This is a genomic window from Comamonas koreensis (assembly GCF_014076495.1).
GTDB classification, from domain to species: Bacteria; Pseudomonadota; Gammaproteobacteria; order Burkholderiales; family Burkholderiaceae_C; genus Comamonas; species Comamonas squillarum.
This window is the reverse complement of record NZ_CP043575.1, coordinates 1272856-1291253: the sequence shown is the minus strand read 5'-3', so window position 1 is coordinate 1291253 and position 18398 is coordinate 1272856. Positions and strand designations below refer to the sequence as shown.

At 65.5% G+C, this 18398-nt stretch carries 16 protein-coding genes; 9 read left to right on the top strand and 7 right to left on the bottom strand.

The annotated features are described in order from the left end of the window. Window positions 1-60 precede the first annotated feature (60 nt). Window positions 61-1371, top strand: coding sequence for an MFS transporter (locus F0Q04_RS05815; protein ID WP_182344893.1), 1311 nt, complete (start codon window positions 61-63; stop codon window positions 1369-1371). Here F0Q04_RS05815 and F0Q04_RS05810 read toward each other — a convergent pair. The 5 genes from F0Q04_RS05810 to F0Q04_RS05790 form a co-directional block, all read right to left on the bottom strand. Then, window positions 1368-3512, bottom strand: a complete 2145-nt coding sequence (locus tag F0Q04_RS05810; RefSeq protein WP_182344892.1) for a prolyl oligopeptidase family serine peptidase — start codon at window positions 3510-3512, stop codon at window positions 1368-1370. The two genes, F0Q04_RS05815 and F0Q04_RS05810, sit on opposite strands and share 4 nt — an antisense overlap. 159 nt (window positions 3513-3671) lie before the next feature. After that, on the bottom strand, window positions 3672-4556 hold the full coding sequence (locus F0Q04_RS05805; RefSeq protein WP_116926628.1) for an HlyC/CorC family transporter: 885 nt from the start codon (window positions 4554-4556) through the stop codon (window positions 3672-3674). A gap of 115 nt (window positions 4557-4671) precedes the next feature. After that, window positions 4672-5424 carry a GNAT family N-acetyltransferase gene (locus tag F0Q04_RS05800; protein ID WP_182344891.1) on the bottom strand — a complete coding sequence of 251 codons (753 nt, stop codon included), beginning with the start codon at window positions 5422-5424 and terminating at the stop codon, window positions 4672-4674. A gap of 215 nt (window positions 5425-5639) precedes the next feature. Then, on the bottom strand, window positions 5640-6137 hold the full coding sequence (locus tag F0Q04_RS05795; protein WP_021028762.1) for an Lrp/AsnC family transcriptional regulator: 498 nt from the start codon (window positions 6135-6137) through the stop codon (window positions 5640-5642). A 62-nt stretch (window positions 6138-6199) separates the two neighbouring features. After that, window positions 6200-6370 carry a hypothetical protein gene (locus F0Q04_RS05790; RefSeq protein ID WP_182344890.1) on the bottom strand — a complete coding sequence of 57 codons (171 nt, stop codon included), beginning with the start codon at window positions 6368-6370 and terminating at the stop codon, window positions 6200-6202. Between F0Q04_RS05790 and hppD the strand changes: the two genes are divergently transcribed. From hppD to phhA, 3 genes are all read left to right on the top strand, one after another. Continuing rightward, window positions 6357-7481 carry a 4-hydroxyphenylpyruvate dioxygenase gene (gene hppD, locus F0Q04_RS05785; protein ID WP_182344889.1) on the top strand — a complete coding sequence of 375 codons (1125 nt, stop codon included), beginning with the start codon at window positions 6357-6359 and terminating at the stop codon, window positions 7479-7481. The genes F0Q04_RS05790 and hppD overlap by 14 nt on opposite strands. A gap of 90 nt (window positions 7482-7571) precedes the next feature. Beyond that, a complete protein-coding gene (locus F0Q04_RS05780; protein ID WP_313900072.1) occupies window positions 7572-8537 on the top strand; it encodes a tripartite tricarboxylate transporter substrate binding protein in 966 nt (321 codons plus the stop codon). A 186-nt stretch (window positions 8538-8723) separates the two neighbouring features. Beyond that, window positions 8724-9551, top strand: a complete 828-nt coding sequence (gene phhA / locus F0Q04_RS05775; RefSeq protein WP_116926632.1) for a phenylalanine 4-monooxygenase — start codon at window positions 8724-8726, stop codon at window positions 9549-9551. Between the two features lie 16 nt (window positions 9552-9567). Here phhA and F0Q04_RS05770 read toward each other — a convergent pair whose 3' ends face one another. Continuing rightward, window positions 9568-10599, bottom strand: a complete 1032-nt coding sequence (locus F0Q04_RS05770; protein WP_182344888.1) for a helix-turn-helix domain-containing protein — start codon at window positions 10597-10599, stop codon at window positions 9568-9570. Window positions 10600-10756: 157 nt separating this feature from the next. Here F0Q04_RS05770 and eat point away from each other — a divergent pair, with 157 nt between their 5' ends. The 4 genes from eat (at window position 10757) to F0Q04_RS05750 (ending at window position 15445) form a co-directional block, all read left to right on the top strand. Next, a complete protein-coding gene (eat, locus tag F0Q04_RS05765) occupies window positions 10757-12163 on the top strand; it encodes an ethanolamine permease (protein WP_116926634.1) in 1407 nt (468 codons plus the stop codon). Window positions 12164-12178: 15 nt separating this feature from the next. Next, window positions 12179-13582, top strand: coding sequence for an ethanolamine ammonia-lyase subunit EutB (locus tag F0Q04_RS05760; RefSeq protein WP_182344887.1), 1404 nt, complete (start codon window positions 12179-12181; stop codon window positions 13580-13582). 8 nt (window positions 13583-13590) lie between these two features. Continuing rightward, window positions 13591-14451, top strand: a complete 861-nt coding sequence (eutC, locus tag F0Q04_RS05755) for an ethanolamine ammonia-lyase subunit EutC (protein ID WP_182344886.1) — start codon at window positions 13591-13593, stop codon at window positions 14449-14451. Between the two features lie 70 nt (window positions 14452-14521). Next, on the top strand, window positions 14522-15445 hold the full coding sequence (locus F0Q04_RS05750) for an MBL fold metallo-hydrolase (RefSeq protein ID WP_182344885.1): 924 nt from the start codon (window positions 14522-14524) through the stop codon (window positions 15443-15445). A 26-nt stretch (window positions 15446-15471) separates the two neighbouring features. Here F0Q04_RS05750 and F0Q04_RS05745 read toward each other — a convergent pair whose 3' ends face one another. Further along, window positions 15472-17532, bottom strand: coding sequence for a transglycosylase SLT domain-containing protein (locus F0Q04_RS05745; protein ID WP_420093976.1), 2061 nt, complete (start codon window positions 17530-17532; stop codon window positions 15472-15474). Window positions 17533-17780: 248 nt separating this feature from the next. Here F0Q04_RS05745 and F0Q04_RS05740 point away from each other — a divergent pair, with 248 nt between their 5' ends. After that, a complete protein-coding gene (locus F0Q04_RS05740; protein ID WP_021028751.1) occupies window positions 17781-18362 on the top strand; it encodes a 5-formyltetrahydrofolate cyclo-ligase in 582 nt (193 codons plus the stop codon). Window positions 18363-18398 lie beyond the last annotated feature (36 nt).

Genomic DNA, 18398 nt, shown 5'->3' with positions numbered 1-18398 from the left:
CGCCCATGCTGCGGCAGTGTCCGCAGCAGGGGATATGGCTTTTTCTCGGACTGCAATTCCATGACGACTTCTTCCGGCAGTGCCGCCCCCTCTGCCGCAGACACCGGACCGGCGCAGTGGTCCGTGCGCGCTTTGCTGACGGTTGTTTTTCTGGGTCTCACCGCCGGGGTGCAGATGAGCGACTACGGCCTGCAGGCCATCTCGCTGTCGGCCATCCAGAAAAGCTTTGCGATCAGCGATGCCGCCATTGGCGCCTTGCAGGGCCTGGCCGGCGTGCTGGTGGGCAGCGCGCTGGCCATTCCGCTGGCGCGGTTTGCCGATCGCTTCTCGCGCAAGCGCGTGCTGCTGTGCCTGATTGCGGCCTCCACCGCGATGATGGTGCTGAGCGCGCTGGCGCCCAACTTTCCCCTCTTCTTTCTGGGCCGCTCGGCCGCCGGCATCAGCGAGTTTGCAATGGTCCCGCTGGTGTATTCGATGATTCCCGACCTGGCTCCGCAGCGCCACCGCGTGCTGGCCAACCTGGGCTTTGCGGCCCTGGTCTCGAGCGGCGCCAGCGCCGGCTTTTATTTTGCAGGCGATATTCAGAGCACAGCCGTCGCACTGATCCCGGGCGACATGGATGCTTGGCGCAAGGCCTTCTTGCTGCTGTCGGTCGCCGGCCTGCCCTTGCTGCTGGCGGGCCTGTTCACCGCCGATCCACCGCGCTACATTGCCAGCAGCGATGGCGCGAGCGGCGCCTCGCTGCGCCAGTTTCTGCGCGCGCGCTGGCAGCCCATTGCGCTGTTTGTCGGCATCGCCGGCAGCCTGATGGTTGCCGTGCAAGGCTTGAACCAGCTGATCGCCTTGGCGCTGGAGCGCCGCTTTGAGGCCACGCCCGCCCATATTGGCGAGGTGATGGGCCCGATCCTGCTGGTCAGCACGCTGGGCTGCCTGCCGGTGGTGGCCTGGCTCGACCGCTGGCTCGCCCAGCGCCTGGGCCAGGCGGTGCGCCCGCTCATCATGGGCGTCTGCGCACTGCTGGCCATCCCTGCCATCCTGATGCTGTTCTCCACCGCATCGCTGCCCCAGGCCTTTGTCGTGGTGGGGCTCTTTCTCTTCATCACCTGCACCGCCAATGCGCTGGTGCCAACGATGCTGCAGGACCTCACCCCCGCCGCGTTGCGCGCCCGCATCTTTGCGCTGTGGAGCTTTGTCGTATCGGTGTTCAGCGCACTGGGCCCGCTGCTGGCGGGTTTTATCTCCACCTGGGTGGTGCAGGGCCATTTGCTCAGCGCCATCACCGTGACGGCGGTGCCAGCCCTGCTGGTGTCGGCCTGGTGCGCCTGGGGGCTGTTCCAGCGCAGCCGGCCCCAGGCAGCGCTGCCACGCTAAACCGCTGGCGGCTTGCCGGCCGTGGCGCAGTGCTGGGCAAAGGCCCACAGGCGCGCGGCCTGGCCCAACACGCTCTCCTGCTGGTCACTTTCCTGGTGGCCGCTGTCCGGGTTGAGCAGCAACAAGGCGGGCGCGGCACTGGTGGAGCGGCGGCGCACATTGGCCATCAGTTTGGCCGGCTCCCAGTACGGCACGCGGTCATCCTTCAAGCCGGCCGTGCACAGCAGCGGCGGGTAGGCCGCCTCACGCACATTCTCGTAGGGCGACAGCGCCGCGATGTAGTCATAGGCGACCGGGTCGGCCAGCGGATCGCCCCAGTCCGGGCGCAGCAGCGGCACCAGCGGGTGGTCGGCATCGCTCATGGTGTTGAGCATGTCGACAAAGGGCACCTGCGCGATCACCCCCGCCCAGTGCTGGGGCTGCATGTTCATCGCGCCGCAGACCAGCAGGCCGCCGGCCGATATGCCGTGGGCCACCGTCTGCTGCGGCGTGCTGTAGCCCAGCTGCTGCAGATGCTGGGCGCAGGCGATGAAGTCGGTCATTGAGTTGCGCTTGTGCTCGCGGCAGCCGCCCTGGTACCAGTCATGGCCCTTTTCCGAGCCCCCGCGCACATGGGCAATCGCATAGCGGTAGCCGGCATCGACCCAGGCGAGGGCCGGCAGCGAGAACGAGGCCTCGTGCGCAATGCCATAGGCGCCATAGCCGGTCAGCAGCAGCGGCTGGGGCTGGCTGCTATCGATGTCCTTGCGCGAGAGCACCGTCAGCGGCACCCACTGGCCATCATCGGCACGGGCCTGAAGGCGCTCGATGCGGTAGTTCGCCGGGTCCAACCCACTCCAGGTCTCGCGCCCCACCTCGGTCATCTGGCCGTCGGCCAGGCGGATGTCCAGCCAGCGCGGCGGCTGGGCGGGCGTCTGGTGCTTGATACGCACATGGCTGGCATCCCAGTGCTGGCCGGGCAGCAGGTCCAAGGTGTAGGCGGGCTCGTCAAAGCGGATGGTGGTTTGCGCCCCGTCGCGCTGCAGCAGCACCAGCTGGTGCAGGCCATCGGCGCGCTCAAGCCGCACCAGCGTGCTGGCAAAGGGCTGCATCTTGATGATGGGCACACCGTGGCGGTGGGCGGCCAGCGTTTGCTGGGGCTGCAGGTCGGGGCCCAGCCGCAGGATCTGGCGGTCGGTGGCACCCCCGGCATTGGTCAGCGCCACCAGGCTGCCATTCCATTCATTGACTTCGTAGCGGATGCCGCGCTCGCGCGGGCGCAGCAGCCGGGGCGCGGCATGCTCCTGGCCGGCGGCGATCAGGTGCAGCTCGCTGGTGTCGGGCCCGAACAGGCTCAGCACCACAAAGCCATTAGCCGCCGTGCGCGCCACGCGCATAAAAAGCGCCGGGTCGCTCTCCTCATGCACCAGCACCGGCTGCCCGCCCTGCAGCGCACTGCGGTACAGGCGCGAGGGCCGGCTGTGCGCATCGCGCCAGATCCAAAACAGGTCCTGCGACGACGGCGAAAAGGTCAGCCCACCATAGCCAAAGGCGTCGCCCTCCACCAGCACTTGGGTCTGGCCGGTTTCGGTATCAAGCACGCAGATGCGGTGGCGGTCATTGCCGATCAGGTCTTCGGCCCAGGCATAGTAACGGTCATCGGGGCTGGCCTGGTGGTCGGTGGCGCGGTAGTACCGATGGCCCTGCGATTGCACGGCCTCGTCGACCAGGGTCTGCACCCGGCCATCCGAATGGCTGCGCACAAACACCCGCTGGCCGCCCGCCCCTGGCTGGCTGCTGTAAGCCCAGCCTTGCAGTGCGGCAGGCGGTGCCAGCTCGGTGCTGCAGACATGGGCGGCCATCGCATCGTAGAAGCGCTGCGCCGATGCGGCCTGCGGCGCCAGCATCTGCTGCGCATAGTCGCGCTCAGCCTGCAGCAGGCTGCCCAGGGGCTCGGGCAGGTTGTCCATGCTGCGCGTGCCGGTCTCGGGGATGTATTTGAGCCAGGCAAAGTCATCATTGCGCCGGCGGCCCAGCTGCTCAATCCAGTGGTCCTGGGGGGCCGCATGCGGGGCGGTGATGGCCGGCCAGGCTGGCTGGTGAGCCGTGGTTGCGCTATCAGCGGCAGGTGCCGGGGTCGGGGCTTGTGGAATCGTGGGCATGGAGCAGCATTTTAGGGAGGCTGCGCTACCGCCCTGCCGACAAGGCCAAACGCCAGGCAGGCGCAGCGCGTGCCCATAAAAAAGGCAGCGAACCGCGTGATTCGCTGCCATGGCTTGCCGCTCAGAGGCAGGCGGTATGGGCGCCTATCGGGCGCTGCCTCAAGCGTCTGCTGCCGGGTCCGACACCGGCGCGGCCCGCTGCACGCGGAACCAGCGCACCGCGCCGCCCTTGGTCAGCAGCACCTCAAAGTGCAGGCCACCCAGCATGATGTGGGCGCCGCGCTTGGGCACATGGCCCAGCTCGTGGGCAATCAGGCCACCGATGGTTTCGAACGACTCATCGGGGTCACTGCTCTCGAGCACCACGTTGAACTCGTCGGCCACCCGCTCGACGGGCGTGTCGCCCGAGATGCGGAAGGTGTCATCGGCCAGCGCAAAGATATCGCCCTCGTCTTCGGGCAGATCGAACTCGTCCTCGATCTCGCCGACGATCTGTTCGAGCACATCCTCAATCGTGACCAGGCCCGCCACGCGGCCAAACTCATCGATGACGATGGCCAGGTGGTTGCGGTTGCCCCGGAACTCACGCAGCAGGTCGTTGAGGCCCTTGCTCTCGGGCACAAACACGGCCGGGCGCAGGAGGGCGCGCAGATTGAGTTGGGGGGAGCGTTGCAGCTTGAGCAGGTCCTTGGCCATCAAGATGCCAATGATGTTTTCCTGCTCACCCTGGAACACCGGGAATCGCGAATGGGCGGTGTTGATGACGGTGTGCAGCACCGACTCGTAGTCGGCTTCGATGTCCACCAGGTCCATGCGGGGCGCGGCGACCATCACATCGCCAGCGGTCATGTCTTCCATACGGATGACCCGCTCCAGCATCACGCGGGAGTCCGCGTTGATGACATCGTTGCTTTCGGCTTCCGCCAGGGTTTCGATCAACTCGTCCGCAGAGTCCGGGGCCGGGTGAATCAGTTCAGCGACCTTCTGGAAAAAGGTGCGTTTGTCTTCCTTGTCAGGGAAGCGCGAGGGATGGGGGTCTGACACTGTCTTGGAATGCAGGACGTGCGGTAGTGAAACAAGCGATCAGGATATCAAATTGCGGATTTCCTCCGAAATCGCTGCTGAATTCTTCAGCAACGCCCTGCTGCACATCCACGGCTCATTGGCCCGACTTGTGCCGGCCTTCCTGCACATCACGCCGCACTTCCTGCACGGTGGACAGGAAATCCCAGAACTGGCGCGCCTGCTTCTTGAACTGGTAGTCCATCTCGCCCATCTGGTCCTCGACCAGGTCGGCCATGCGGGTGTCAAAACCTGCGGGTGGCAACTTCAGGTAGGCCTCGGATTCGGAGCCATCGCGCTCGACCGTGGCTCCCGCCTTGCGCGCGATCTTGAGCATCGCGGTGTTCTCGGACAGTGCATGGATGAACAGCATCTGCACGCCTTTGGTGCGCGCGTCCATCGCTGCGCGCTCGAACAGACGGCTGCCCAGGCCCTTGCCCCGGCCGGACTTGAGCACGGACACGCCAAACTCGGCGCAGCTGGCCATGTTCGACGACGGCGGCGCATAGGCCACATGGGCCATCGCAATCAGCTTGAGGCTGCGGTTATAGATACCAAAGATCTCGTCACGCTCGAAATTCAGGCCCTCGACATAGCGCGCGATCTGCGCGTCGCTCGCCTGGTAGCCAAAGCGCAAATAGCGGTCCTGCGCATCGAGCGCCAGCAGATGGGCGAGGATGCGCGGGCGGTGACGCTCACTGAGGGCGCGGATAGGAACCATAGAGGCGGAAGGTCGTGGCTTCTTGCCGTCGGGCTGCTGCGGGCTCTCGCCCAACCGGCCAAAGAAGGGGAAAAACGCCATCATGCCGTTGGCAACGGATGAAGGGAACCATTCTTTCGTCGTGATCATGGGGTAAATATACGGGTTAACCCGCGTATTATCAATCATGCTGCGATGCAGCATATTTCGTGCCTATGGCTTACCCCGCGCTTACAAAGGGTATTCAAAGCCCCCGGCCATGCGGCTTTGCGCCGCAAGTGGGCACTCGGGCATGCGGTTTGAAGGGCCTGTGAGCGGCCCAGCAATCGCAGCGCCGTTTGCGCTGGCGCAACATCGGCTGTGGTTCAGACCCCGGGCAATACCGGCAGCGCTGTGGTGAGCTTGACACGGTCCAGCACAAAGCTGGTCTTGCAGTCCTGCACCGCAGGGTGGCGCAGCAAGGTATCCATCACAAAGCGGCTGTAGTGGGCCATGTCGGCGACGACGACGCGCAGCAGATAATCCATGTCCCCGGTCAGCGCCACGCATTCGACCACCTCGGGCCAGCTTTGCACGCTGGCGCGGAAGAGATCGAGCGGGTTGCGCTTGCTCGCCTCGGTGAACTTCTCCAGCCGCACATTGAGGTAGGCCGTCATCGACAGGCCCACGGCCTCGGGCTTGACCAGGGCCACATAGCGCTCGATCACGCCCACCTCTTCGAGACGCTTGACCCGGCGCAGCACCGCACTGGACGACAGGCCGACCTGCTCGCCCACGACGTCATAGGTTTCGCGGCCGTTGTGCTGCAGGCGCTGCAAGATGGCACGGTCGAGCTTGTCCAGGGGGTAGGCAGAGGTGGTCATGGCAGAGGTCCAGAATGTTTTTGCTGCACCGCAGCAGCGCGACACAACAGGATCACGCAATTTTAATGCTTGATTTTTAGCAAGAACACATGAATCAGGCTTTGCCAGCGATTGGACTGGGATAAATCGCCAAAATGCTGCGCACCAAGATCGGTACAGTGGAGGCACAGCAGCCAGCCGACGCTGGCGCCACCCGAGACGATCCACAGGAGACCTGCGATGACAGCCGCCATTCCCCACCAGACCACCGAATTCACGACCTGGGACAACCCCATGGGCACCGACGGCTTCGAGTTCATCGAATATGCCGCGCCCGATCCGGTCGCCATGGGCAAGGTCTTCACGTCCATGGGCTTCAAGCCCGTCGCGCGCCACCGCCACAAGAACGTCACCCTGTACCGCCAGGGCGAGATCAACTTCATCATCAATGCCGAGCCCGACAGCTTTGCCCAGCGTTTTGCCCGCCTGCACGGCCCCAGCGTCTGCGCCATCGCCTTCCGCGTGCAGGACGCCAAGGCCGCCTATGAGCGCGCCCTGGGCCTGGGCGCCTGGGGCTATGCCGGCCAGGCCGGCCCAGGCGAGCTGAATATCCCCGCGATCAAGGGCATTGGCGACAGCCTGATCTACCTGGTGGACCGCTGGCGCGGCAAGAACGGTGCCCAAGCTGGCGACATCGGCAACATCGGCTTCTTCGATGTGGACTTCGAGCCGCTGCCCGGCGTCAGTGCCGAAGAGGCGCTGAACCCGCACGGCCACGGCCTGACCTATATCGACCACCTGACCCACAACGTGCACCGGGGCCGCATGGACGAATGGGCGGGCTTCTACGAGCGCCTGTTCAACTTCCGCGAGATCAAGTACTTCGACATCGAAGGCCAGGTCACCGGCGTCAAGAGCAAGGCCATGACCAGCCCCTGCGGCAAGATCCGCATCCCCATCAATGAAGAGGGCAAGGAAAAGGCCGGCCAGATCCAGGAGTACCTGGACATGTACAACGGTGAAGGCATCCAGCACATCGCGATGGGCTCGGACAACCTCTACGAAACAGTGGACCAGTTGCGCGCCGGCGGCGTCAAGCTGCTCGACACCATCGACACCTACTACGAGCTGGTGGACAAGCGCCTGCCCGACCATGGCGAGGATGTGGCCGAGCTGAAAAAGCGCAAGATCCTGATCGATGGCACCGGCCAGAAACTGCTGCTGCAGATCTTCAGCGAGAACCAGCTGGGCCCCATCTTCTTCGAGTTCATCCAGCGCAAGGGCGATGATGGTTTTGGCAATGGCAACTTCAAGGCGCTGTTCGAGAGCATTGAGCTCGATCAGATTCGCCGTGGGGTGCTATAGGAAAAATTGAACGGCTGCGGCTTTGATATTCCTCAATTTGCCATGCGGCCTCTCTATACTGCGGAGCGATTTATCAATCTGGAAACAATTGTGAAACGCTCCGTCACCCTCGCCGCCGTTCTGTCTGGTTTCATGTTGGCTGCCAGCGCGCAGAACGCCAGCCAACCGCTGACCTTTGTGGTCCCCTACCCCGCCGGCGGCCCGCTGGACACCTCGGCCCACCTGCTGGCCCAGGGCGCCGAAAAGCAACTGGGCACCATCACGGTGGCCAACAAGCCGGGGGCCGGCGGTGCCACAGGCGCGACCTTGGTGGCCCAGGCCAAGCCCCAGGAGAACATGGTGCTGATGGGCGCGGTGGCCACACACGCGGTGCTGCCCTACCTGGGCACACCACCGCAGTACGATGCACAAAAGGACTTCAAGCCCTTGATCCTGGTGGCGCGCGTGCCCAACGTGCTGGTGATGAAAAAGAGCCGCGCGGACCAATTGGGTATCAAGTCCACCTCGGAGATGGTCAGCTATATCAAGGGCCACCCCGGCAGCTTGAAGATGGGCTCGGGCGGCAACGGCAGTATCGGCCATATCTCGGGCGAGATGCTCAAGTCGCTGGCCAATCTGCAGATGCCCAGCGTGCCCTACGCCGGTGCGGCCCCGGCCCAGAAGGCGCTGCTGAGCGGCGATATCGATGTGGTGTTCGACAACCTGGCCTCGGCCCTGCCGCTGATCAAGTCCGGCGAGCTGCTGGCGCTGGCCGTGACCACATCGGACCGCAATGTGGCCCTGCCCCAGGTGCCGCCGGTGAACGAGTCCGTGCCCGGTTTTGATGTCTCTACCTGGTTTGGCGTGTTTGCGCCCGCCAGCCTGCCCGACCAGGAAGCGCAGAAGTACGCCTACGCCTTCCAGGGCGCGCTGACCGACCCGCGCTTCAAGGCCGAGTACCTGAAGATGGGCATCGCCCCCGAAGACATGCGCCTTAAGGAGCTGTCGCACTTTGTATCGCAGGAAGCACGCAAGTTTCAGTTTCTGATCAACACGATCAAGATCAAGACCAACTGAGCGCCTGCAGCCCATCAACTGCGGGTGCCCGGCTGGTCTTTATAAGAGCCGGTAACACGACCCAGCAAACCGAAGGTTTGCGGTTGAGACTAGGCGTCAAGCCGCAGGCAGTACAGACGTACGACCAGGCTTGGCAACGACGTATCAAGGGTTGTGTTGGCGGCTCCACAATGTAAGGAGCACAGCATGGGACAAGCACCCGTGGTTTATGGACAATCGGACCGGCCGCCCCGCGGCGACTACAGCCGCGCGCAGGACGACTACACCTGCGCGCAGGACTACGCCGCCTACACCGAGGCCGACCACGACACCTACCGGCGCCTGTATGCGCGCCAAAAGGCCTTGCTGCCGGGGCTGGCGAGCCAGGCCTTCATCGATGCGCTGCCATCGCTCGGCGTCGAAGACCGCATCCCCCGCTTTGAAGACATCAACCAGCGCCTGCGCCAGGCCACCGGCTGGGAGATCGTCGCGGTGCCGGGCCTGATCCCGGAGGTGCCTTTTTTCAGCCTGCTGGCCAACCGAAAATTCCCGGTCACCGACTGGATCCGCAAGCCCGAGGAGTTCGACTATGTGGTCGAGCCCGATATCTTCCACGACCTGTTCGGCCATGTGCCGCTGCTGTTCAACCCGGTCATTGCTGACTATGTGCAGCGCTATGGCCAGGGCGGCCTCAAGGCCGAGCGTCTGGGTGCCTGCGAGATGCTCAGCCGCCTCTACTGGTACACGATCGAGTTCGGCCTCATCCGCGAGAAAGGTGAAATCCGTGCCTATGGCGCCGGCATCCTCAGCTCATCGGGCGAGCTGCAGCACGCCGTCACCAGCCCGCTGCCCCAGCGCCTGCCGCTGTCGCTGGAGCGCACGATGCGCACCCGCTACAAGATCGACAGCTACCAGCAGACCTATTTCGTCATCGACGATTTCCAGCAGCTGTTTGACATGACCGAGGGCGACTTCACCCCCGTGTATGCCGCATTGCGCGGCCTGCCGGAGCTGGCGGCAGACGCCCAGGATTAAAAGTTGCGCGCGCCGCTCAGCGGTAGCGCTTGCAGGTATGGGAGGGCAGCTCGGCAAACAGCGCCTTGTACTCCTGCGCAAAGCGGCCAAAGTGCCAAAAGCCCCAGGCCAGCGCGGCGTCCGAGACGCTGCTGCCCTGCTTGATCGCGCGGCGTGCACCATTGAGGCGCACGGCGCGCAGATAGCTTTGCGGCGAGATGCCCAGCACTTCCTGGAACGAGTACTGCAAGGCGCGGCGGCTCACCGCCAGCGCCTGGCACAGGTCTTCGACCGTCAATGAGCCATCGGCGCCCGTCGCCACCACCCGCTCCCGCGCCATGCTGACGATATGCGCGCGCCGCTGGTAGGACAGCTGCTCATCGGCCTCGCTCCCCACGCCATCGCGCAGCACCGCAGCAATGGCGGCAAGCACATCGCCGGCCATCTCGTCGAGCTGCTGGGGCGGCAGGGCGTCTGGCGTGGTATCGGCCAGGCACTGCTGCATGTCGGACAGCAGAATCGGCAGGCGCCAGCGCTCATGGGCCGAGACCGGCCGCAGATGCGGCTGCGCCAGCTGGGCCTGCAGCTGCTCGCGTTCGCTGGCCGTCAGATAGGGGTCCAGGCTGCCCCGGTCCACGACAAAATCGATGATCTCCAGGCCGCCGGGCGAGACAAACTCGAACGGGCCATCGCCCGAGAACACAATCGCATGCCCCTCGCTGCAGGAGCGGTTGCAGAACATGGTGTTGCCCGGAATGCTGCTGGGCAGGCCGATGGCCAATTGCCCGGCGCGCAAGGCACCGGTCTGGTGCAGCGCCTGGCTGGAGAACTCGCGCCAGGCCTGGATAGGCCCCAGGTGCAGGCTGGTCACCCGGCCCTCAAAGCTGCCGGCCGACAGCTGCTCATAGCGCTGGTTCCAGCCCTGCAGCAAGGCCGCCTGCTCATCGACATCACAGGTCTGCGCCACCTGCGCAGCCGGGCCGCGCACCGCTGGGCCGCGCGCCGCTGCGCCGCGCTCAGCACGGGAGCTGCTCAGCGCGGGCGATGAACAAGGGGCGCTCAGGGACATGGCGGCGCAATGGCGTGGCTAGGCATACAGGCATGGTCATGCAAAAAGCGCACCAAGGTCAACCCAGCCTTCCCCTTAGCCAGATTTGCCGAAATCGGATAGAGCGTGCGCGCCATTCTTGCCACCATCGGGGACACCACAGACAACAAGGCAGGCCATGGCCCATCACCCCAATCCCGCAGGCGCCAGCGCCGCGCACCCAAGCAACTATTTCGAACAGCGCCAGCTCAAGCGCGGTGCCGCCGGCTGGCTGCTGCTGGTCGGCCTGGGCGTGGCCTATGTCATCTCGGGCGACTATGCCGGCTGGAACTTCGGCCTCAAGACTGGTGGCTGGGGCGGTCTGCTGGTCGCCTCGGCGCTGATGGCGACGATGTACACCTGCATGTGCTTTGCGCTCGCTGAACTCGCCACCATCGCGCCCACGGCCGGCGGCGGCTATGGCTTTGCCCGGCGCGCCTTTGGGCCCTGGGGCGGTTTTTTATGTGGCGTCGCCATCCTGATGGAATACGCGATTGCACCGGCGGCGATTGCCACCTTTATCGGCGCCTACTGCCAGTCGCTGTTCGGCATCGATGGCTGGATGGTCTACCTGGGCTTTTATGCCGTGTTTCTGGGCATCCACATCTATGGCGCGGGTGAAGCCCTGCGCCTCATCTTTGCCGTCACCGCGCTGGCAGTCGTTGCGCTCGTGGTCTTCATCGTCGCGATGGTGCCGCATTTCCAGCTCAGCAACCTGTTCGACATTGCGCCTACCGACGCCTGGGGCGCCAGCAGCTTTCTGCCCTTTGGCTACATCGGTATCTGGGCCTGCATCCCCTATGGCATCTGGTTCTTTCTCGCGGTAGAAGGCGTGCCCTTGGCCGCCGAAGAAGCGCAGGACCCGCGCCGCGATCTGCCACGCGGCCTGATTGGCGCCATCGCCGTGCTGGTGCTGTTCTGCGGCCTGATCCTGGTGCTGGCGCCAGGCGGCGCGGGGGCTGCGGCCTTGATGAACTCGGGCAACCCGCTGGTCGAGGCGCTCGAATCCAGCAAGGTGCTGGGTGGCCCCACCTGGATCAGCCGCTTTGTGAACTTTGTCGGCCTGGCCGGCCTCATTGCCAGCTTCTTCTCGATCATCTATGGCTACTCGCGCCTGGTGTTTGCGATGTCGCGCGCCGGCTACCTGCCCCGGGGCCTGTCGTTGACCACGCAGCGCAAGACCCCGTACCTCGCGCTGCTGGTGCCCGGCGCGATCGGCTTTGCGCTGTCGCTGACCGGCCAGGGCGATCTGCTGATCCTGGTCGCCGTGTTTGGCGCCACGATCTCCTACGTGATGATGATGGCCTCGCACATCTGGCTGCGCATCAAGGAGCCGAACCTGCCGCGCGCCTACCGCACGCCGGGCGGCGTCTTCACCTCGGGCATCGCGCTGGTGCTGGCCTGCATCGCGGTAGTGGCCGGCTTTCTGGTGGACCCCCGGGTTCTCATCGGCGCGGTCATCGTTTACGCTGTCTTCGTGGCCTACTTTGCGCTGTACAGCCGCCACCACCTGGTGGCCGACGCCCCCGGCGAGACAACCCCTTGAGGAGGCGCTGCGACCATGCCCTATTCCCATACCGTTGGCGCCGAGCGCCATCTGTTTGCCTCCTTGCGCGAGCTGATGGCCAAGGCCACACCGGCCCGCTCGGGCGACCAACTGGCCGGCGTTGCGGCCCGCCATGACACCGAGCGCGTTGCCGCACAGATGGCGCTGGCCGATCTGCCGCTCGCCCACTTTCTGCAAGAGGCGCTGGTGCCCTATGAGAGCGACGAGGTCACCCGCCTGATCATCGACAGCCATGACCGCGCCGCCTTTGCACCGGTAGCGCACCTGACGGTGGGCGGCTTTCGCGACTGGCTGCTGTCGGATGCCGCCAACGAGGCGAGCTTGCGCGCGCTGGCGCCCGGCCTGACCCCGGAGATGGTAGCTGCCACCTCCAAGCTCTGCCGCAACCAGGACCTGATTTTGATCGCGCAGAAATGCCGCGTCATCACCCGCTTTCGCAACACCATCGGCCTGCCCGGCCGCATGTCCACCCGGCTGCAGCCCAACCACCCCACCGACGACCCTTCGGGCATTGCTGCCAGCCTGCTCGACGGCCTGATGTACGGCAATGGCGACGCGGTCATCGGCATCAACCCGGCCAGCGACAGCATCGCCGCCGTCAGCACCTTGCTCTTCATGCTCGACGAGGTGATCCAGCAGTACCAGATCCCCACCCAGTCCTGCGTGCTCACCCATGTGACCACCAGCATCGAGGCCATTGGCCGGGGCGTGCCGGTGGACCTGGTGTTCCAGTCCATCGCCGGCACCGAGGCTGCCAACCGCAGTTTTGGCCTGGACCTGGCCCTGCTGCAAGAGGGCTATGACGCGGCGCAGAGCCTCTCTCGCGGCAGCATCGGCAACAACGCCATGTACTTTGAGACCGGCCAGGGCAGCGCGCTGTCGGCCGGCGCCCACCATGGATTGGACCAGCAGACCTGCGAGGCGCGCGCCTATGCGGTGGCGCGCAAGTTCGAGCCACTGCTGGTCAACACCGTGGTCGGCTTTATCGGCCCCGAGTACCTCTACGACGGCAAGCAGATCATCCGCGCCGGGCTCGAAGACCATTTCTGCGGCAAGCTGCTGGGCCTGCCGATGGGCTGCGACATCTGCTACACCAACCATGCGCAGGCCGACCAGAACGACATGGATGTGCTGCTGACCTTGTTTGGCGTGGCTGGCATCAATTTCATCATGGGCATTCCGGGCTCGGACGACATCATGCTGAACTACCAGACCACGTCCTTCCACGATGCGCTCTACCTGCGCAAGACCCTGGGCCTGCGGCCCACGCCGGAGTTCGAGGCCTGGCTGCAGACCATGGGCATTGCCCAGGCCGCAGGCTCGGGCCCGGGCCCGGGCCTGCGCCTGGCCACTGACCTGCCCGCGCCTTTCTCGCAAGCGCTGGCCCAGCTCAACTGAAGCTCCCCATGTCCCCACGCCCTTCTGCTCCAGCCGCCCTGCCCGACCCAGCCGAGCCCGCGAGCGCCGCCGTCACCCCCAACCCCTGGGAGCGCCTGCGCCAGTTCACCAGCGCCCGCATTGCGTTGGGCCGCGCCGGCACCAGCCTGCCCACGCGCGCGCACCTGGACTTTGCCCTCGCCCATGCCCAGGCACGCATGGCCGTGCATACCGAGCTTGACATGGACCCGCTCGCGGGCGAACTACAAGCGCTGCACACCCAGCCGGTGCTGCGCCTGCACAGCGCCGCCCAAGACCGCCCCACCTACCTGCAGCGCCCGGATCTGGGCCGGCGCCTGAGCGCCGAGTCGCGGGCTCTGCTCCAGGGCCTGCCCCCTGCCCAGGCCGATGTGGTGTTTGTCGTCGCCGATGGGCTTTCCTCGCTGGCCATCGAGCGCAATGCCTTGCCTTTTCTGCGCCAGATGCTGCCGGCGCTGGCCGAGCAGTGGCGCGTCGGCCCGATCACGGTGGTGCGCCATGCCCGGGTGGCGCTGGGCGACGAGATTGGTGCGGCACTGGGCGCCTCGCTGGTGGTGGTGCTGATTGGTGAGCGCCCGGGCCTGAGCTCCCCGGACAGCATGGGCCTGTACATGACCTGGCAGCCCCGCCCGGGCATGACCGATGAGGCGCGCAACTGCATCTCGAATGTGCGCGAGCAGGGGCTGAGCTATGCGCAGGCCGTCCACAAGCTGCACTACCTGATGCAGCAGGCGCGCCAGCGCAAGCTCTCGGGCGTCCAGCTCAAGGACGAATCCGACACGCTGGCCGCGCCCCAAGAGGCCCGCCAGGCCTTCATGCTGGGCAGCAGCGGCCCGCAAACGCCCCGCTGACACCTGGGTGCCAGCGCCAGACATGCCGCGTCTGCTAGGCTGGCGGTCTTGCCCCTTCGCCTGCGCCACCATGTCCGCCTCCACCGCTTCGCTGCCCGCCGATCTCCAGTTCATCGAGCGCGGCTGGCTGTCGGCCAACAACACGGTGTTTGTGCGCGGCACCACGGCGGTGGTCGATACCGGCTACTGCAGCCATGCCGCGCAGACCGTGGGCCTCATCGAGGCCAGCCTGCAAGGCGCGCCGCTGCAGCGCATCGTCAACACCCATTTGCACAGCGACCACTGCGGCGGCAATGCCGCTTTGCAGCGGCGCTGGCCCCAGGCCCGCACCAGCATTGCGCCCGGCCATGCGCAGGCGGTCACCGATTGGGACGAGAACCAGCTGAGCTACCGCCCCACCGGCCAGGACTGCCCGCGCTTTCAGATGGACGAGCTGCTGCAGCCGGGCACAGAGATCACGCTCGGTGAGCAGCGTTGGCAGATCCATGCCGCGCCCGGCCATGACCCGCATTCGGTGATTCTGTTTGAGCCCGCCTCCGGCATCCTGATCTCGGCCGACGCGCTCTGGGAAAGCGGCTTTGGCGTGGTCTTTCCGGAGATCGAAGGCACGGCGGCCTTTGACGAGGTGGCCGTCACCCTGGATGTGATCGAGCGCCTGCAGCCGCGCCTGGTGCTGCCCGGCCACGGCAGTGCGTTCAGCGATGTGGGAAGTGCCTTGCACACCGCCCGCCAGCGGCTGGAGCGCTTTGTGCAAAGCCCCGAGCGCCATGCGCTCTATGCCGCCAAGGTACTGCTCAAGTACAAGCTGCTGGAATGGCAGCAGCTGCCCTTGGTGCAAGTGCAGGCCTGGCTGGCCGCCACGCCCTACTACGGCTTGCTGCACCAGCGCTACTTTGCAGGCCAGGACCTGGCGCAGTGGCATGCATCGTTGGTGGCCGACCTGGAGCGCTCGGGCGCCGCGCGGCGTGAGGGCGCGCTGCTGGTTAACCAGTAAGCGCGCTTACGTCACCATCCGCCCGATCAGGGCAGCTCTTTGGAAAGATCCGGCTCGCCCTCGGGCTTGGGCCCCACCGAGCCCAGGCGTGCGCGCAGCGATTGGGGCTGGCCCGTCAGAATCGCCGCATAGCTGGTGGTGTTGGAGAGCACCTTTTTCACATAGTCGCGCGTCTCGGCAAAGGGCACGTTCTCGGCCCAGATGGCGCCGTCCAGCACCGGGCCATTGCGCCAGTTGCGCGGCCGGCCGGGGCCGGCGTTGTAGCCGGCAGCCGCCAGCGCCATCGAGCCGTCAAAATCATCCAGCGCGAGTTTGAGGTAGGCGGTGCCCAGGGTGATGTTGGTGTCGCGGTCATTGATGCTGGCCGGTGTGAAATCGGTCATGCCGATCTTGCGGGCGGTCCAGCGGGCGGTGGCCGGCATGATCTGCATCAGGCCCGAGGCGCCGACGCCCGAGCGCGCATCCATGATGAAGCGGCTTTCCTGGCGGATCAGACCATAGACATACGCAGGGTCCAGGCCAATCTCGCGCGAGCGGTTCACCACGGCCTCCTTGAACGGCATCGGGTAGCGCTGGCCCACATCGACCACGGTCTTGGTGCGCTCGCTGGTGTTGATGCAGCGGTCCCAGATCTGGCGCTGGCAGGCCAGCTCGGCCGCAGCCAGCAGCTGGGCATCGTCCATGCCGCCGCGCTGGTGCAGGTTGGTCATGTAGTTCCACTCGCGCACCCCTTCACTGCGCAGCCCCAGCTGAATCGCATAGAGCGCACGTGCCAGGCCCGCACTGCTGCGCACCGCCTGGCGCGCCTGCTCGTCGATGGCCACCGGCTGCGACGGGATGACGATGGGCTGGCCCAGCTCCTCCTGCGCCAGCTGCTCATAAAAGCCCTGTGTGCCGGCAATCTTTTGCAGCAGCTGGCGCGACTGCTGAGTCTGCGCCTCGCTGATGCGGCCCGCCTGCAAGGCCTTGGCCTGCCAGTACATCCAGGTCGGGTCTTCGCGCTCCTCGGCGCTCATCGCCTCGATGCTCTTGCGCACCTGCTGCCACTGGCCGGCGCGCAGTGCCGCGCGCGTCTTCCAGGCCAGCAGGTCGTCGCTCAGGTGGGAGTCCTTGCTCACCTTGGCAAAGCTGGCCATCGCATCGGGTGACAGGCGCGTGGCCTGCGTCTTGCCGATGACGCCCCAGACCCAGTCGCGGCGCGGCTGGGTCAGCAGCTCGTTCCAACGGCCTTCCATCAAGGTGGCGGCGCCATCGGGGTTGTCTGCGGCGATCTTGATCAGCGCCAAGGTGGCCAGCTCCTGCTGCTCCTTGGAGGACGTCTTGGCCTGGGCCGTCAAAAACTTGCTGGGCGACTGCAGCATGGTCGCAAAGGCGGGCAGCTGCATCGGGGCCACCACCTCCACCGCAGCGCGGGCGGCACGCGGGCGCCCCGCTTCCATGGTCTGGCGCGCTCTGCGCCAGATATCGTCGGCCTGCAGGCCACCGGCCGAGAACAGCTCCGAGGCCGCCAGGTTGCAGCCGTCTTCCGAGTCGCGCTGCGCATACCAGTTGCTCTTGACCGTGCTGGCCAGCGGTTCGCGCTCGCCGCCCTTGGCCAGATCGATCACCGCCGCGTAGCAGCGCAGCTCGCGGTCGTCGCCCATGCGGAATGCCGGGTACATCGCATCGAAATTGCTCCAGTCGCGGCGCTGGCCCAGGAGGCGCAGCCAGTCGTTGCGCAGCCGGTCTTCCTGGTAGGTACCGGCCCAGCGGGTCAAAAAGGCCTGCACTTCGTCCTGCGTGGCCTCGCTCAGGCGCGCGCGCAGCTCCCAGTACGCCGCCCAGGGCTCGAGCACATGGCCGCGCGCGCCGGGCAGCAGCTGGGTAAGTTTGCTTTTCTCGCGCTTGCGAAAGGCCTGCTGCATGTCAACGATCACATCGTCGTTGACCATGCCACTGCTGACCGAGGGGCTGGACTGCAGCTGCACGGGCGTCTGCACCGAGGCGGGCGCGGCCGTTGCGCCCTGCAAAATCGTCTGGGCGGCCAGCGGCAGCGCGCTACAGGCCAACAAGGCCGCCATCAAGGGGGTGAAAACATTCCAAGGCATAGCCGATCCAGGTTGTGAGACAGCGGCGCTATAGAGCGGCGCCCAGGTGATCCCTAAAATCATACACATCGCCCAGCGTGCCCGCGGTCCCAAAGGCTGCAATACCAGGCTTACTCTTACATGCCCTTACCGAAACAGCCCCAATATGTAAAAAAGGTACCTGGTTTTCACCGTACCCAATTTGCTGGGAGCGTCACTTTTGGCTGTCAGAATGGTTGACCCAGCGTGTTTCTGTAGGGATATTTGCAATGGATAAAAAAGCCGTGCGCCAAGCGCTCATTGAACAGCGTCTGCATATGCCCGATCGTCTGGAGCGCGCCGAACAGCTCCAGCAAGTCCTGCGTTTTTGGCTGATGGAGCGCCAGGATGCGGTGATCGGCGCCTACTGGCCGATCAAGGGCGAGTTCGACCCTCTGCCCGCGCTGCACCGCTGGAAGGAAGACGGTGCGCTGATGGACGAGCCCAAGCTGCGCCGCATTGCGCTGCCGGTGGTGAACAAGCAGCACAAGACCTTGAGCTTCCACGCCTGGTACCCCGGCTGCCCGATGGAGATGGATGCCTACGACATCCCCAAGCCGCAAAATACCGAGCTGGTCGTGCCCACCTTGCTGTTTGTGCCCTGCGTGGGCTATGGCCCGGGCGGCTACCGCCTGGGTTACGGCGGCGGTTTTTATGACCGCACCCTGGCCGCGCTGGAGCCGCGCCCCTTCACCGTCGGCCTGGGCTTTACGAATGGCTTTGTCGATGATTTCGAGCCCGAAGCGCATGACCTGCCGCTCGATGCCATCCTCAATGACAATGGCGTAGTCTGGCCCCTGGGCGATTCGTAGCCGCTGGCGAGCCCATTTTGGGGCGCGTGCAGACGG

Coding starts and splice junctions, on each gene's coding strand:
- F0Q04_RS05760 (WP_182344887.1), top strand. CDS start 12,179: ATGCCCTATTCCCATACCGTTGGCGCCGAGCGCCATCTGTTTGCCTCC.
- F0Q04_RS05750 (WP_182344885.1), top strand. CDS start 14,522: ATGTCCGCCTCCACCGCTTCGCTGCCCGCCGATCTCCAGTTCATCGAG.
- phhA (WP_116926632.1), top strand. CDS start 8,724: ATGGGACAAGCACCCGTGGTTTATGGACAATCGGACCGGCCGCCCCGC.
- F0Q04_RS05790 (WP_182344890.1), bottom strand. CDS start 6,370: ATGGCGGCTGTCATCGCAGGTCTCCTGTGGATCGTCTCGGGTGGCGCC.
- F0Q04_RS05800 (WP_182344891.1), bottom strand. CDS start 5,424: ATGATCACGACGAAAGAATGGTTCCCTTCATCCGTTGCCAACGGCATG.
- F0Q04_RS05815 (WP_182344893.1), top strand. CDS start 61: ATGACGACTTCTTCCGGCAGTGCCGCCCCCTCTGCCGCAGACACCGGA.
- F0Q04_RS05740 (WP_021028751.1), top strand. CDS start 17,781: ATGGATAAAAAAGCCGTGCGCCAAGCGCTCATTGAACAGCGTCTGCAT.
- eat (WP_116926634.1), top strand. CDS start 10,757: ATGGCCCATCACCCCAATCCCGCAGGCGCCAGCGCCGCGCACCCAAGC.
- eutC (WP_182344886.1), top strand. CDS start 13,591: ATGTCCCCACGCCCTTCTGCTCCAGCCGCCCTGCCCGACCCAGCCGAG.
- F0Q04_RS05795 (WP_021028762.1), bottom strand. CDS start 6,137: ATGACCACCTCTGCCTACCCCCTGGACAAGCTCGACCGTGCCATCTTG.
- F0Q04_RS05810 (WP_182344892.1), bottom strand. CDS start 3,512: ATGCCCACGATTCCACAAGCCCCGACCCCGGCACCTGCCGCTGATAGC.
- F0Q04_RS05770 (WP_182344888.1), bottom strand. CDS start 10,599: ATGTCCCTGAGCGCCCCTTGTTCATCGCCCGCGCTGAGCAGCTCCCGT.
- hppD (WP_182344889.1), top strand. CDS start 6,357: ATGACAGCCGCCATTCCCCACCAGACCACCGAATTCACGACCTGGGAC.
- F0Q04_RS05745 (WP_420093976.1), bottom strand. CDS start 17,532: ATGCCTTGGAATGTTTTCACCCCCTTGATGGCGGCCTTGTTGGCCTGT.